This is a genomic window from Sphaerisporangium cinnabarinum (assembly GCF_055567015.1).
Genome location: NZ_JBVHRG010000007.1, coordinates 216339 through 231428, shown reverse-complemented (window position 1 = coordinate 231428; position 15090 = coordinate 216339). Strand labels below are relative to the sequence as shown.

Annotated in this window: 12 protein-coding genes; 5 read left to right on the top strand and 7 right to left on the bottom strand. The window is 77.0% G+C overall.

Features of this window, described 5'->3' with window-relative positions:
- The first annotated feature begins 145 nt into the window (after positions 1 to 145).
- The 4 genes from ACZ4MO_RS12325 to ACZ4MO_RS12310 are packed head-to-tail and all read left to right on the top strand — an operon-like array spanning position 146 to position 4257.
- The gene (locus ACZ4MO_RS12325; protein ID WP_175008912.1) at positions 146 to 907 is read left to right on the top strand and encodes a CDP-alcohol phosphatidyltransferase family protein; all 762 of its coding nucleotides are present in this window, start codon (positions 146 to 148) and stop codon (positions 905 to 907) included.
- Positions 904 to 1944, top strand: a complete 1041-nt coding sequence (locus tag ACZ4MO_RS12320; RefSeq protein WP_255437198.1) for a glycosyltransferase family protein — start codon at positions 904 to 906, stop codon at positions 1942 to 1944. Before ACZ4MO_RS12325 ends, ACZ4MO_RS12320 begins: the two co-directional genes overlap by 4 nt.
- A complete protein-coding gene (locus ACZ4MO_RS12315; RefSeq protein WP_175008913.1) occupies positions 1941 to 3260 on the top strand; it encodes a phenylacetate--CoA ligase family protein in 1320 nt (439 codons plus the stop codon). Before ACZ4MO_RS12320 ends, ACZ4MO_RS12315 begins: the two co-directional genes overlap by 4 nt.
- Complete coding sequence (locus ACZ4MO_RS12310) at positions 3244 to 4257, top strand: glycosyltransferase (RefSeq protein ID WP_175008914.1); 1014 nt, start codon at positions 3244 to 3246, stop codon at positions 4255 to 4257. The genes ACZ4MO_RS12315 and ACZ4MO_RS12310 overlap by 17 nt, the downstream gene beginning before the upstream one ends.
- Here ACZ4MO_RS12310 and ACZ4MO_RS12305 read toward each other — a convergent pair.
- The 7 genes from ACZ4MO_RS12305 to ACZ4MO_RS12275 all read right to left on the bottom strand — a co-directional run bounded on the left by ACZ4MO_RS12305 (position 4188) and on the right by ACZ4MO_RS12275 (position 12253).
- Positions 4188 to 5366 (bottom strand): glycosyltransferase, encoded by a 1179-nt coding sequence (locus tag ACZ4MO_RS12305; RefSeq protein ID WP_175008915.1) that lies wholly within the window; start codon positions 5364 to 5366, stop codon positions 4188 to 4190. The genes ACZ4MO_RS12310 and ACZ4MO_RS12305 overlap by 70 nt on opposite strands.
- Positions 5363 to 7657: a glycosyltransferase gene (locus tag ACZ4MO_RS12300; RefSeq protein WP_175008916.1), complete on the bottom strand. Its 2295-nt coding sequence runs from the start codon at positions 7655 to 7657 to the stop codon at positions 5363 to 5365. Before ACZ4MO_RS12300 ends, ACZ4MO_RS12305 begins: the two co-directional genes overlap by 4 nt.
- 138 nt (positions 7658 to 7795) lie before the next feature.
- Entirely contained in the window at positions 7796 to 8398 is a 603-nt protein-coding gene (gene pth / locus ACZ4MO_RS12295; protein WP_175008917.1) for an aminoacyl-tRNA hydrolase, read from the bottom strand.
- Between the two features lie 121 nt (positions 8399 to 8519).
- A complete protein-coding gene (locus tag ACZ4MO_RS12290) occupies positions 8520 to 9131 on the bottom strand; it encodes a 50S ribosomal protein L25/general stress protein Ctc (protein ID WP_175008918.1) in 612 nt (203 codons plus the stop codon).
- A 373-nt stretch (positions 9132 to 9504) separates the two neighbouring features.
- Positions 9505 to 10647, bottom strand: coding sequence for an acyltransferase family protein (locus ACZ4MO_RS12285; protein ID WP_175008919.1), 1143 nt, complete (start codon positions 10645 to 10647; stop codon positions 9505 to 9507).
- A gap of 161 nt (positions 10648 to 10808) precedes the next feature.
- Positions 10809 to 11540: a GPP34 family phosphoprotein gene (locus ACZ4MO_RS12280; RefSeq protein WP_175008920.1), complete on the bottom strand. Its 732-nt coding sequence runs from the start codon at positions 11538 to 11540 to the stop codon at positions 10809 to 10811.
- 95 nt (positions 11541 to 11635) lie between these two features.
- Positions 11636 to 12253: an SIMPL domain-containing protein gene (locus ACZ4MO_RS12275; RefSeq protein WP_255437199.1), complete on the bottom strand. Its 618-nt coding sequence runs from the start codon at positions 12251 to 12253 to the stop codon at positions 11636 to 11638.
- A 137-nt stretch (positions 12254 to 12390) separates the two neighbouring features.
- Between ACZ4MO_RS12275 and ACZ4MO_RS12270 the strand changes: the two genes are divergently transcribed.
- On the top strand, positions 12391 to 15087 hold the full coding sequence (locus tag ACZ4MO_RS12270; protein WP_175008922.1) for a hypothetical protein: 2697 nt from the start codon (positions 12391 to 12393) through the stop codon (positions 15085 to 15087).
- The last annotated feature ends 3 nt before the right edge of the window (positions 15088 to 15090 follow it).

Sequence of the window (15090 nt, the reverse complement as noted above, 5' to 3'; positions counted from 1 at the left end):
CCGGAATTCACCCGGGCGAGATACAACCTCACCCGCTGTTCACCCGGCCCCGCCTGGATACGATTCTCGGCACGGTCGGGGGCGGGCAGACAATCCGTCGCCGCCGCTTCCCAGAAGCTCCCCCCGTCTCTTTCGCGAGGTGCCCATGTCCGAGTTCGGCGCGGCGATGACGCGACTGCACGACGCGCAGAAGTCCTCGAGCGGCGCGGCCGCGTACTCGCGCTTCGTCAACCGCCCGCTCGGCCGCCCGCTCGCCGCCGGCGCGTACGTGCTCGGCCTCACGCCCGACGCCGTGACGCTCGTCAGCGCGGCGACCACGCTCGCCGGGATCGCGACGATCGCGCTCGCCGAGCCGACGCTCGCGTCGTCGCTCGCGGCCGTCGCCCTCCTCGTCCTCGGGTACGCGCTGGACTCCGCGGACGGCCAGCTCGCGCGGCTCTCGCGGTCGGGCAGCGCGGCGGGCGAGTGGCTCGACCACTTCTTCGACGCGTTCAAGACGGTGGCGCTGCACCTCGCGGTGCTCGTCTGCTGGTTCCGGTACGACGACGTCGACGCGGGCTGGCTCCTCGTGCCGCTCGCGTTCTGCGTCGTGAGCAGCACGTTCTTCTTCGGGATCGTCGCGGTGGACCTCGTGCGCCGCGCGAAGGGCTCGCCGGGCGGGGCCGCGCACGGGACCGGGGGCCGGCTCCGCGAGCACCCGCTCTACACGCTCGCGGTGCTCCCGACCGACTACGGCTTCCTGTGCCTGTCGTTCGCGCTGCTGTGGCTCCCCTCCGCGTTCCTCGTCGTGTACACCGCGCTCGCCGTCGTCAACGCGCTCGTCCTCCCTGTCGCGGCCGTGCGGTGGTACCGGTCGCTCCAGGCCCTGGAACGCAGCGCGACGACGACGGCAGGGGTGCCCTCGTGAGGCCCGTGCGGGTGATGCAGTCGTTCCGCGCGCCGCGGCCGACGACGAACCCGTACATCACCCAGCTCGACGCGGCGCTCGCGGCGGAGCCGTCCGTGGAGCACCTGCGCTTCGACTGGCGCACGGCGATCGTGGGCCGCTACGACGTCTTCCACTGGCACTGGCCCGAGGGCAAGCTCGAGGGCACCACGTGGTGGAAGGCCGCTGCCAAGCACGCGCTCGTCGCCGCGATCCTCGTGCGGCACCGCCTGAGCCGCGTGGTCGTCGTGCGGACGGTCCACAACGTCGAGCTGCCCGACGTCCCGCGCGTCTCGCGCTGGCTGCTGGTCCGCGTCGACCGCTCGACGGACCACCGCATCGTCCTCAACGAGACGACCGAGCTGCCCCCGGAGCAGCCGCGCACCACGATCCTCCACGGCCACTACCGCGACTGGTTCGCCCGGTACGCCCGGGACGAGCAGGTCCCGGGGCGCGCGGGCTACTTCGGCGGCGTGCGGCGCTACAAGAGCGTGGGCGACCTCGTGCGGGCCTACCGCGAGGCGCGCGTCCTGCGCGACGACCTGAGCCTGGAGATCGGCGGGCGCCCGTCGTCGGCCGAGCTCGAGTCCTCGCTGCGCGCGGAGACCGCGGACCTGCCCGGCGTCGAGCTGACCCTGCGCTTCCTCCAGGACGACGAGCTCGTCGCCCTCGCCTCGCGCTCGCAGCTCGTGGTGCTGGCGTACCGGTTCATGCACAACTCCGGGAGCGTGCTCGCCGCGCTGTCGCTCGACCGCCCGGTCCTCGTGCCGCGCAACGCGGTGAACGAGGCCCTCGCGAAGGAGGTGGGCGACGAGTGGGTGCTCATGTTCGACGACCGGCTCACGGGCGAGCGCCTCGTCGGGGCGCTCGCCGAGGCGGCCGCGATCCCGGACGGCGCGCGACCGGACCTGTCGCGCCGCGAGTGGACGGACGCGGGGGCGGCGCACGCCCGCGCCTACCGCTCCGCCCTGGCGGGCCGGCGGTCGCGTCGACGCCCCGGGCAGGAGGGGGCCGCGTGATCGCCGAGGCGGCGTTCCGCGCCAAGACCGCCGTCGTGGGCCGGGACAGCACGGCGCAGCTCGACGCGTTCGTGCGGCACGACGCCCTCCCGGGGCCGGCGCTCGAGCAGCTCTCGCGCGAGCGCGCGCTGCGGCACGCCCGGTTCGCGTCCGAGCACAGCCCGTTCTACCGGGACCTCTACCGCGACGCCGGGATCACCACCGCCGACCTCCACGACGACGCGGTGCTCGACGCGCTCCCCCTCGTCGACAAGCCCGCGCTGCGCGAGCACTTCGACACGATCCGCACCGACGAGGCGACGGACCGCACGTCGGCGACGTCGCGCACGGGCGGCAGCACGGGTCTCCCGCTGCACGTGCTGCGCGACCTGCGCTTCCCGGCGCGCGCGCTCGAGTGGCGCCTGTTCCGGTGGTGGGGCGTCGAGCCGTGGGAGGACCGCGGCATCATCACCCGGCACATGCTGGAGGGGCTCGCGCGCGTCCGCCACGACCTGCAGTGGCTCCCGAGCCGCCGCGTGCAGCTCGACGCGTTCCGCATCACGGACGAGACGGTCACCGAGTTCGCGCGCCGCTGGAACCGGCTGCGGCCGCCCTTCCTGCTCGGCTACGGCGGGGGCGTGCTCGAGCTCGTCCGGCGCACCGGGCGGCTCGGCATCGAGCTCGCGCCGCCGCGCGCGGTCGCGGTCACGGCCGCGCCGCTCGCCCCGGGCGTCCGCGCGGAGATCGCGACGGCGCTCCGGGCCCCCGTCTACGACCACTACCGCAGCGCCGAGGTGCCGTGGATCGCCGGCGAGTGCGCCGAGCAGTCGGGGATGCACGTGTTCTGGGACGTGCGCCGCGTCGAGATCCTCGACGACGACGACCGCCCCGTCCCCGACGGGCAGGAGGGCAACGTCGTCGTCACCGACCTGACGAACCGCGTGTTCCCCGTGGTGCGGTACCGCCTCGGCGACGTGAGCAGCATCCGCCGCGAGACGTGCGCGTGCGGGCGGTCCCTGCCCCGGCTCGGCGCCGTCTCCGGGCGGGCGTCCGACGCCGTCCGGCTCCCGGACGGGACGACCATCGCCGGCGCGCTGGGCCACATCTTCGACCACGCGCCGCTCTCGGTGCGCCAGTTCGAGATCGTGCAGGGCCCTGACTACGCGGTGACGCTGCGCTGCATCCCGGCGAGCGACGAGCGCGCCGACATCGAGCGGGCCCTCGCGACGCTGCGCCGCGCGACGCGCGGGCTCGTGCCGGTGACGCTCGAGCTCGTCGACCACATCCCGCAGGTGGGCGGGAAGATGAGGTTCATCCGCAGTGACGCCCCCTCCTGAGCTCCGGCTGGTCGTCGCGGTCCCGACGTTCCGGCGCCCCGCGACGCTCGCCGGGCTGCTCGCACGGCTGCCCGAGCGGGTGGCCGAGGTGGAGGGCGCCCGGGTGGAGGTGCTCGTCCTGGACAACGACCCCGCCGGGTCGGCGCGGCAGGTCGTGCGGGACGCCCCGCTGCCCGTGCGCTACGTCGTCGAGCCGCGCCCGGGCATCGCCGCCGTGCGCGACCGCGCGCTCGACGAGGCGGCTGACGCCGACCTGCTCGCGTTCCTCGACGACGACGAGCGCCCGCGCGAGCGGTGGCTCGCCGCCCTCGTGGGCACGTGGCGCGACACGGGCCGGCCGGCCGCCGTCATGGGCCGCGTGATCTCCGTGTTCGCGCACGAGCCCGACCCGTGGCTGCTCGCGACCGGCGTGTTCCGCCGTCGTCCGCGCCCGACGGGGCTCGAGATCCCCGTCGCGGCGAGCGGCAACCTCCTGCTGGACCTGCGGCAGGTGCGGTCGCTCGGGACCCGGTTCGACGTCACGCTCGGCCTCGCCGGGGGCGAGGACACGCTCTTCTCCCGCGCGCTCGTCGCCGCGGGCGGCCGGATCGTGTGGTGCAACGAGTCCGAGGCCGAGGACCTCGTCCCGGCCGAGCGCATGACCCGGGCGTGGGCCATGCGGCGCGCGTTCAACGGCGGCAACGGCGCCGTGCAGGTCGAGCTCCGCCTCGCCCGCGGCCCCGCGCGTCGTGCGCTCGTGCGGGCGCGCGCTCTCGTCGGGGGCGCGGGGCGCACCGTCGCGGGCGCGGCGCGGCACGTCTGGGGCCGCTGGACGGGCGACCTGGAGAGCGACGCGCGCGGCCTGCGCACGAGCCACCGGGGCCGGGGCATGGTCGCCGGGGCGTTCGGGCACCTGCACCGGCAGTACGCCCGCGACGCCGTGGCGGCTCAGGGCGCGAGCCCCGCCTCCTCGGCGACCGGCTCGAACGACGAGACCGCGGCGGGGATCTCCGCCTGAGCGAGGAGCGCGCGCGTGAGCAGCACGTACCGCGCGACGTAGTCCTCCTGGCGCAGGCCCCGCGCCCGGACGTCGGCGGCGCTCGTCGCCTCCCCCGGGCCCAGCGCGTGCCGCACCGCGTCGGCGAGCGCGGCGGCGTCGTGCGGGGCGACGAGCCGGGCCCGCGTCCCGGCGACGTAGTCGCGCACCCCGCCCGCGTCGGTCACGACGAGCGCGCGGCCCGCCGCCATCGCCTCGACGCACGCCGTCGCCCCGGACGCGTGCCGGTTCTCGCGCAGCGGCACGACGACGACCCGGCAGCCCTCGTAGAGCCGCGCGAGCTCGGCGCGGCCCGCCGCGGGCGCGACGTCGACCCGGCCCGCGACCGCGACCCGGGCCGCCGCCGCCGACCGCGACGCGATGCGCGCGGTCACCCCGGGCAGCAGGTCGAGCGCGGCGCGCAGCACGGCCCAGTCCCGGTCGCGGTCGTTGCCCACGGCCAGCACCTCGGGCGCGGACGCGGCGCTCCCGGCCGCGCGCCCCTCCCCGGTCGCGGGCGCCGTCCCGAACGGGACGAGGACGACCCGCCGACCGGGGACGCGGTCCAGCGCCACGCGCCGGTTGACGTCGCTGTGCACCGCCTCGACCGCGTGCCCGCGCAGCACGGCCGCGAAGAGGCGCCGGCGGGCGCGGCCGAGGTCGTCCCACCGGTCCCAGAGCCAGACGGACTGTGCGAGGACGGCGGGCCGGCGGCGTCGCGGCAGGGTCGTGCGCACGAGGCCGACCGCGAGGTGCTCGCGCTCGGTGTGCGTCCACACGACGTCCGCGCTCCCCAGGAGCGCGCGGTTGCGCCACGCGTGCACGACGTCGGTCCCGAGCCGCGCCGCGAGCGCGCGCCGGACGCGGGCCACGACCGGTCGCTCGCGGTGGGACACGCTCCAGGCGAGGTCGAACGCCCCCGCGGCGAGGTCGTAGCCGTAGGGCGTGCGGTCCAGGGTCTCCCCCGCCGCGTGCCGCGCGCGCCAGGCCACCGGGTCCTGCTCGTGCGCGAGGTGCACGACGACGCGCGGCCGTGCCGCCGCCCGCGCGGCGGGGCGCTCGGTCCCCTGGGCTGCCGCGCGCCGCGTCACGGGACGAGCCCGCGCAGCCGTTCCACCACGCGGTTCCACTCGTACCGGGCCAGCAGCCGCTCGCGGGCCCCGGGGTCCGGGGTCGTCCCCCAGGCGGCGTCCAGCGCGGCCGCGACGTCGCGCGACGGCGCATCGAGCGGGACGAAGCGTGCGAGGCCGTCGGCGAGCTCACGAAAGACCGGGGTGTCGGCGAGCACGAGCGGCGAGCCGAAGTGCGTCGCCTCGAGCACGGGCAGCCCGAAGCCTTCGTCGCGCGACAGGAACGCCGTGACGGCGGCGCGGGAGTAGAGCCACGCGAGCTCCGCGTCGTCGATCGCGCCGAGCAGCCGCACCGCGCCGCTCGCGAGGAGCGCGTCCGTGCCGGGCGGGAGGTCCGGGGCGACGCCGGAGTGCTCGGCCCCCCCGACGACCAGGAGGGGCGCCGCGGGCCCCAGCCGCCCGGACAGCGGGACGGCGCGCAGCACGGCCTCGAGGTTCTTGCGGACGTTGAGGCGCCCGACGCACAGCGCGAACGGGACCCCCGGGTCGACGCCCGCGGGCGGGCGCGGGACGGCGTCGGTCAGGGCGCGCGGCACGCCGAGACCCACGGGCGTGACCGGGCGGCCGGAGCGGCCCTCGATGCGGTCCGCCTCCGTGCGCGACGACGTCGCGACCGCGTCCGCCGCGCGCAGGAGCGGGATCATCGGCGCGAAGTACGCGCGCTCGGTCCGCGAGAACCACTCGGGGTGGTCGCGGAACATCACGTCGTGGACGAACGTCACCGCCGGGACCCGCCCGAGCGGCGTGTAGTTGTGGGCGACGACGACGTCGGCGTGGACCGTCCGCGCGAGCCGCCCGAGCTCGACCGTGTTCGACAGCGCGTGCGGGTACAGGCGCGTCCCGATCGTCCGCGCGCCGGGCGGCAGGTCGGACGGCGCGGCGCCCTGCCCGCCGCGGACGGCTAGCACGAGCTCGTCCTGCGGGAACCGCTCGTGCCAGTGGTGGATGAGCGCGCGCTGGACCGACCGGTTCGAGAACGGCCCCCGGTCCCACCAGTAGGCGTCGAACAGGACCCGACGGGCCGGGTCACCGAGGGCCGGGTCACCGAGGGCTGGGTCACCGGCGGCTGCGGCGCGACGGGGCGCGTCCTGCCGGTCCGCGGCGCCGGCGCGGCGCCGCGCCGTCCGCCACGGCCCGGGCGTCCGCCGGGCCGCGAGGTCGTGCGCGAGCCGCTCGTACCCGTCGGCGACGTCGTCCCACGAGTAGTCCTCGGCGCGCTTGCGGTTCGCGTGGCCGCGCTCGATCGTCCCGACGTCGTCGCGCTCGGCGTCCTCCAGGATCCCGGGGAGGTCGTGCACGCCGCGGAAGTAGAGGCCGGGGTCGCGCACCACCTCGCGGTTGAAGTCGACGTCGAACGCGACGACGGGCGCCCCTGCGCCGATGGCGCGCAGGAGCGACGGGTTGGTGCCCCCGACGGAGTGCCCGTGGACGTAGGTGAACGCGGACGCGTAGAGGTCGTCGAGGAGCTCCTGGTCCCACACCGCGCCGAGCAGGCGGACCCGCTCGTCCCCCTGCGCGAGCCGGTCGATGCGGTCGGTGTACTCCGCGGAGTACGGCGCGGAGCCGACGACCACGAGCGGCTTCGTCGCGGCGGACCGCACGTAGCCCTCGACGATCTCCTGGACGTGGTTCTCGGGCTCGAAGCGCGCGACGACGAGGTGGTACCCCCCGGGCTCCAGCCCGAGCTCGGCGACGCGCGCACCGCGGTCGTCGTCGAGCAGCGGGGCGCCGTACGCGATGAGCGACGACGGCACGCCGTACTCGCGCGTGTAGTAGTCCTGGATGCCCCGGGCGTCGGCGATGATCGCGTCGGAGCACCGGACCGCCGTCGTCTCGGCCGCGCGGTAGTAGCGGCGGCCCGCGGGGCCCCACTTCGCACGCCGCCACTCGAGCCCGTCCACGTGGGTCGCGACCGGGATGCGCGCCACGCGCAGCAGCGGCAGGAAGGGGGCGTTGGCCGCGTTGAAGACGAAGGCCGCGTCCGTGCGGTGCGCGACGAGGTGGGCGACCGAGACGGCCGTGTGGCTCAGCGTCTCGAGCGAGCGGCTGCGGAGTGCGCCCGCCGTGACGACCTCCATGCCGAGGTGCTCGCGGACGACGTCCTCGGTGTTCCCCGTCCGCGTGTAGACGCGCACGCGGTGCCCGCGCGCCGCGAGGCGCGAGCCGACCTCCTCGACCGCCGTCTCGAAGCCGCCGTACCGTGCCGGGACGCCGCGCGTGCCCACCATCGCGATGCTCAGCGTCGCCGCCACCGTCACTCCCGCCCTGCCGCCCTGTGCCTTCCTGCGAGGCTAGTGGCGCGCGGGGCCCGCGAGGCCCGGTTCGCCGAGCCTCACCCGGGTGATTTCCGCAGGCGGGACGGGCGGAGGGGCCTCGGCGGGCGGGACCGGTCAGGCTCGGGCGTGGTACTTGCCCTGTGCGGCGAGCAGCCCCTCGGTGAGCAGCATCTCGACGGCGTCGGCCGCGTCGTCGAGGAGGAAGGGCAGCTCCTTCGCCTCGGTGCCCTTGAAGTCCTTGAGCACGTAGTCGGCGGTGTCCATGCGGCCGGGCGGACGCCCGACGCCGCCCCGGACCCGGACGTAGTCCTTCGTGCCGAGCGCCTTGGTGATGTCGCGCAGCCCGTTGTGGCCGCCCTCGCCGCCGCCGACCTTCAGCTTGACGGTGCCGAAGGGGATGTCCACCTCGTCGTGGACCACGACCACGTGCTCAGGAGCGATGCCGTAGTACTTCGCGAGCCCCGCCACGGGCCCGCCCGAGACGTTCATGTACGTCGTGGGCTTCGCGAGCACGACGCGCGGCCCGGGACGCCCGCCGGGCAGCATGCCGAGGCGCGCCTCCGCGACGGCGGCCTGCGCCCGCGGGTGCCGCGCGAACCGGGCGCCCGCCCGGCCCGCCAGGACGTCCAGGACCATGTGGCCCAGGTTGTGGCGGTTGCCGGCGTAGCCGGGGCCCGGGTTCCCGAGCCCGACGACGAGCCACGGCTGGTCGCTCATGTGCACCGTTCCTTCGCTGACGTCCTGCACGGTCCCGGCTCCCGACGCGCGCGAGGCGTCCGGCACCAGGGTGCCGGACGCCTCGCCGAGAGCATGGCGCGGACGAGGTCCGCGCGGGGGGTCACTCGCCCGCGGTCGCCTCGGCGGCGGCCTCGGAGCCGGCGGCCTGCTCGGCGGCCTCGATGTCCGCCGAGTTGTCCTGCGGCACGGAGATCGTCACGACGACGAGCTCCGGGTCCGTCGTGAGCGTCGCGCCGGAGGGGAGCTTCACCTCGCCCGCCGTGACGGTCGTGCCGGCCTCGAGGCCCTCGATGGAGACCTCGACGGACTCGGGGAGGTGCGTCGCCTCGGCCTCGATGGCGAGGGTCTGCAGGTCGACGAGGTGGATGGTGCCGGGGGCGGACTCGCCGGTGACGGCGACCGGGACCTCGACGGCGACCTTCTCGCCCTTCTTCACGATGAGCAGGTCGACGTGCTCGATGACGTTGCGGACCGGGTCGCGCTGGACGTCCTTGGCGATGGCGAGCTGGCCCTTGCCCTCGAGCTCGATCGAGAAGAGCGCGTTCGAGTGCTTGAGCGCCATCATCGTCTGGTGGCCCGGGAGGGTGACGTGCACCGGCGCGCTGCCGTGGCCGTAGAGGACCGCGGGGATCTTGTCGGCACGGCGGATACGACGGGCGGCACCCTTGCCGAACTCGGTACGGGCCTCGGCGGCGAGCTTGATCTCGGACACGTGGATCACTCCTGGAAGAACGTTGCGGGCCGGCCGCCAGTGGGGGACGGTCGGCTGTCCGGACGGTGAGAGGGCCTCCCGGACGGGCGGCTGCGTCGGCGCGGGACGTGTGACGGGCGCGCAGGAGGACGACCGCCCAGTCGATAACGGAGATCCAACAGGTCTGGCTGACACGTGCGGTCCCGCGCCGCCGGTGTGCTCACCGGTCCAGCGCTGCCGGCCGTCAGACGTCCCTCGCCGAGGCAACCTGATAACTGTACCCGGGCGCGGCGCGAGTCGGAAACCCGCGTCCCGCCGTCGCGACCCTCGGCACGTCCCGAGCCACCCCGGGAGCCGCGCGGGGCCGCAGTCGTCGGGCGTCGGCGCGGGGGCGTCAGGGCGTGGCGTCGGCCCGGGCGGTCTCGGGACGGGCCGCGGGCCGGCCGGCGAGCCGGCGCGCGAGGCCCCGGGGCAGCTCGTACAGCCAGTAGACCGGGGTCCGGGAGACGACGGCGTACACGCCCACCGACACCAGCGTCGCCACGAGCGCGAGCACGGGCGGCGCGAGCGCTGCCACCGGGGCGGGCACCGCGTCGAGCGCCCCGCCGCCGACGAGCAGGATCGCGTGGATGACGAGCATGTGCGTGAGGTAGACGGGCAGCGTCCGCGTCCCGAGCGCGCGCAGGGGCCGCAGCCCGCTCGTCGCGACGCCGAGCACGATGCCCGCCGCGACGCCGAGCACGCACACGACCCACAGCAGGACGCCCGACGCCACGTGCGCCGCGAGGACGCAGCCGGCGACCCAGAGGGCCACGACCGCCGCGCCCGACCACACCGTCAGGCGCTCGGCCAGCCCGAGGACGCGGTCGCGCAGGAGGAGGCCCCCCAGGAAGAAGACGAAGTACTTGGGCGCGCTGTCCCACGCGTTGTTCGGCAGCTCGAGCGCGAACGCGAACGCCGCGAGCGACACGGCCGCCGCGCCGACCAGCTGCACGCGCGGCGACAGCCGCGAGAGGAGCTTCGCGACGACGAAGAACACCGCGAGCGCCCAGAGGAACCAGCGGATCCCCGACGGCCACACCCACGCCGAGAGCGCCGCCGCGCCGACCTGGAGCGCGGGGCCGCCGTCGTCGGCCAGGCCGGGCGGGAGCTCGAGCCCGACGAGCGCCTCGTGCACCGGGTCGGGGTCGCCCGCGACGACGGCCCCGAGGAGGTAGCCGAGCGCACGGACGAACGGCCACAGGAGGAGAAGCCACGCGAAGAGCGCGACCTTGGACGCGAGCAGCGCGCGCCACGGCCCGCGCACCCACTTCCCGGCGAAGAGGCCGGCGACGGCGAAGAAGAGCGGCATGCGCATCGTGCCGAGCGCCGCGTTCACCCGGTCCCACCCGGCGAGGACCGTGCCCCAGGCGCCGGTGAGGTCGAGGTCCCCGAGCGCGCGCGTCGCGTGGAGCACGACGACGAGCAGGATCGCGAGGCCGCGCGCGGCGTCGGGCCAGCGCAGGCGCACGCGTTCGACGGGCTGCTGCCGGGGCACGTCGTCACCTCCGGACGCTGCGGACGGGACCGCGCGGGGACTGCCACGACCGGACCGGGAGAGCCGGTCGTCGGGACCGACGCGGACCGTGCGAACCTACCGTCGCGACGGCGGCGACCACGAGGGTCCCGCCGCCTTTTCACCCGGGCGAGATCGCGCGCTCAGCCCGTCACGGCCGTCGTCGTCGCGACGGTCGTCGCGACGGTGGCCCCGACGAGGATCACCGCGGTGACCTCGTCGACGTACGCGCGCACGGGCTCGCTCGCCCAGCTCTCGCGCGCGATCTCGCGCGCCCGGGCGTCGACGTCGCGGCGGCCCGCGGGGGTGCGCTCGGGCCCGCCGTCGGCGTCGGCGCCGGACCCGCCGGTCGCGAGGACCCGGCCGGCCTGGCCCGTCGCGGCGAGCAGCGCGACGATCGCCGCCGCGCGCGCGTCCGGCGGCTGTCCCTCGACGAGGACGCGCCGCAGGTCCGCGCGCACGGCGTCCTCGTGGCGCGAGTCCGCCGCGGGCCAGCGCGTCGTGGGGAAGATCCCGAGCACGCGACCCTCCTCGCGCCGCAGGACACCGCGCTCCGCGAGCGCCGCGACCGCGCGGGCGGCGGGCCGGAGCTTCGCGATCGGCGCGACGAGCGCCTTCGGCGTGGAGCCCTCCTTCGCCCGCACGACGTCGAGCGCCTCGTCGAGCAGCGCGTTGCCCGTCGGGGACGCGTCCCGGACGACGATCCGGCCCACCCGACCGCCGTCGCCGTCGCCCGCGAGGTCGGCCCGGCCGAGCAGCGCGAGCTCGACGAGCAGAGCGCCGGCGGCGACCTGCTCGCGGAACGAGGTGTCACCGACGGCCTTCCCGGTCACGTCGTCGAGCGTGAGCAGCAGGTAGTCCTCGAGGATGAGCATGCGTCCACGCTAGGACCGCGCGACGGGGCCGGGCACCTGCCGTTTGTCACCGGTGCGCGGTGCAGGTCTCACGCCGTCGGCGACGCCGGGCCCCGTCAGGCCGGGTCGGCGAGCTCCCACCGGACGGTGACGGTCGCGCGGACCTCCTGGCTGCCGGGCTCCACGACGAGCGCGTCGCTCGTCGCCTTCGCCGCGAGGACGCGTGCCACCGGGGCGGGTGCGCCGTCGTCCTCGCGGACCTCGACGACCGGACCGAGCGAGCGTCCCGCGAGGCGGGCGTACTGCTCGGCGCGTGCGCGCGCGTCGGCGAACGCGGCCTCGCGCGCCGCGGCCGCGAGCGGGCCGGGGTCGCCCACGGCGAGGCTCGTCGAGTCGAGCCGGCCCACCGGGCCGGCGGCGTCGAGCGCGGCGCGCACGACCTCGCCGCTCGCCCCCACGTCGCGCAGCGTCGCGCGCACTGTGAGGCGGGCGGTCGTGCGCGGGCCGTCCTCGCGCTGCTCGGTCCACGTGGACGTCTGCGACGTGCGCAGGTCGGACGGCGCCACGCCGCGCGCGACGAGCGCGTCACGCGCCGCGGCGAGCCCGGCGTTGGCGCGGTCGAGGGCGTCCTGCACGCCGGGCGCGCTCGCCTCGGCGCCGAGCTCGACGACGGCGACGTCCGGCGTGGCCGTCACCGCTCCCTGACCGGTGGTCGTCACCCCAGAGCCGTTCATGGCCGCCATGCTCGCACGGACCGTCCGGGCCCGCCGCCGTTTCACCCGGGTGGACGCGGCACGGACGGCCCGCTGCCTGCCACTCTCGTGTCAGAGGGGCACGACGTCGTGCCCGTCGCCGCACCCGGGAGGTCCGCGTGAGACGTCTCCTCGCTCTCGCCGCGCTGCTCGTCGCGCTCGCCCCCGTCCCGGGGGCAGCCGCCGCGGACGCCGCGAGCACCGACCCGGCCGCCACGACGCCGCGCGCGTGCGCCGACGCGGTCGCGCTGCTCGACGACTCTCGCCCCCGGGACGCCATCGCGCTGATCGACGCCTACCGCGCGACGGCCACGTCCCCCGCGGACCCGGTGGCGCGCGCAGCGGCGTGCGCCGACGCGCGGGACGCGGCGGTCGCCGCGCGGGACACCGCGGCCACCCTCGCCGCGGAGGCGGAGGCCCTCGAGCCCGGCGGGGCGCCGCCGACGTCCGGGCAGCCCGAGTCCTGGGCCGCCGCACGGGACCGCGCGGAGCAGGCGCTCGCGCTCGACGCCCAGGACGCGCGAGCAGCCGCCGTGGTCCGCGCGGCGCAGGAGGAGGAGGCCACGGTACCGGTGCGCGCGGCATCGGCCTGGGACGGGCTCGTCGAGGCGGTGTCTCCCCTGGGTCCGCCGCTGCTCGCGCTCCTCGTCGGCGTCCTCGTGCTCGTCGTCGTGGCGCGGCTCGTCGTGCCCGTGACCCTGCGCTGGCCCGTGCTGTCCGCGGGCGAGCGCGTGCGCGCGGGCGCCGCCGGGTGGGGAGCGCTCGTCGCCGGCGCGGCCCTCCTCGTGTGGGGGCCCGCCGCGAGCACGAGCACGTGGACGGGCTCCGGCGGCGCGGGCACGACCCTCGCGGGGGTCGTCCTCGTCCTCGGGTTCGTCGCCGGGGTCGTGGCGGTGGGGCTCGCCCTCCTCCGGCTCGTCGACCCGGGTACCCGCCACGACCGCACCCGCTGGTGGGCGTGGGCGTGCGCCGTGGCCGGCGTCGCCACGGTCGCGGCCGTCGTGCTGCTGGCCCTCGGCGGCGCGCGGACGATCGGCGCGGAGCCGCTCACGGCGAGGTCCGTCGCGGCCGGAGCCGTCGTGGCGGCGCTCGGCGTGCTCCTCGTGGCCACGGTGCTCGCGACCCGGCTGCGGCTGACGATCGAGGTGACGTCGGGCCGCTCCGCCGACCGGACGACGTCGCACGAGGGGACGGGCGGCGCGCGCCTCGTCGCGCTGCTGGGCGAGCTGGGCGCCGAACCGCCGCGCGGGCTGGAGGTGCCCCGCGGCACGGACATCAGCGCCCTCAGCGGGTCCGCGCTGTCCGAGCTGCCCCAGGGCGCGTTCGTCAAGGCGGTCGTCAGCCTGGCCCAGGGCGTCGTCGGGTCGGTTCCTTGGCGGGTCACGGTCGAGGAGCGGGACGCCGACCACCTGGCCGTCGTCGTCACGAGGAACGGACGAGCCGCGGGCTCGGCCGCGCTCGACCGCGCCGGGCTCCTGCGGTTCGACGCCGCGGACCCGACGTCGGCCGCCACCGCGGCGCAGGTCGACCTCTACCGTGCCGCCGCCGCCGTCGTGCTCCTGACCCTGGCGCGCCACCACGCGGGCTTCGACGGGCTGTGCGGCGCGACGTCGTGGCGCAGCCTCGCCCTCCAGTACGTCGCCCAGAGCGACCTCGCCGCCGCGCCGGACCGGGAGCGGGAGCTCCTGGCGCGCGCCGTCGACGTCGACCCGCGCAACGACCTGGCCCAGGTCGCCCTCGCGCACGCCGAGGGCCGGCACCACACCCTGCGCGAGGACCTCGACGCGTACGGCCGCTGGCTCGACGGGTTCGTCGCGCGGACGGCGGGCCGCAGCGGGTACCGCGCGCTGCGGCTGCGGGCCCAGTACTCGCGCGCCGTGACGACCGTCAACGCGTGCTTCGCACCGCGGCGCGACGGGGGCGGCCCCGCGGGCAGGCTCGACGCGACCGCCGTCGACGCCGTCCGCGCGCTGCTGGAGGCGCTCGCGGCGGAGCGTGCCGCGGGGCGGGAGGACGCGCTCGTCGTCCGGCTCCAGGACGCCGTCGAGAGCCTGTACCGCCAGGCGGAGGACGCGGCCCGGGCGCTGGAGCCCGTGCGGGCGCAGGGGGCGCCGCCGGTCCCGGGGACCGGGCCGGCCGAGCCCACGGAGCCCGCCGAGCCGACCGAGACGCCCCGGCAGCGCCTGCGGCGCGCCTACCGGGCCGCCCTGGCCCGCGACCCCGACGACGGGGACCCGCCGCCCCCCACCACGCCGACCGGCGAGTACAACCTGGCGTGCACGTACGCCGTCCGCGCGGACCCGCTCGACGCCGAGGACGCGCTCCGGACGACCGACCACCTGCGGCGCGCGGTCGTGCTCGCCGACCTGCGCGCGTGGCTCCACGACGACCCGATGCTGGCCGCGTACCGCGAGCGGCCGGAGTACGCCGCGGAGTTCGGCCAGGACCCGCTCGACCTGCTCGCGGTCGCCCCGTTCGCCCGGTACGCGCCGGCCCTGCGCGCGTGGGGCCTGACGACGGAGCAGCGGATCGTGGCGGTCCCCCCTCCCGACCTCGCGGCGCTCCTCGGGACGACGCCCGAGGAGGCCGCGAGGGTGCGCGCCGCCGCGCACCTCGCGGCGGACCTCCCCGCGCTCCCGGGCCGCTGCGACGTGCTCGACGTGCTGCTCACCCACGACGTGGGTGCCCTGCCCCCGGCCGGGCAGGGCCTCCCCGACGACGTCGCCCGCGCCCTGCGGTCCCGCGTGACGCGCCTGCGGCTCACGCCGTCGGAGCGCGACCGGCTGCGGGCCGCGCTGGCCGCGTGGCTGGGCTGAGCC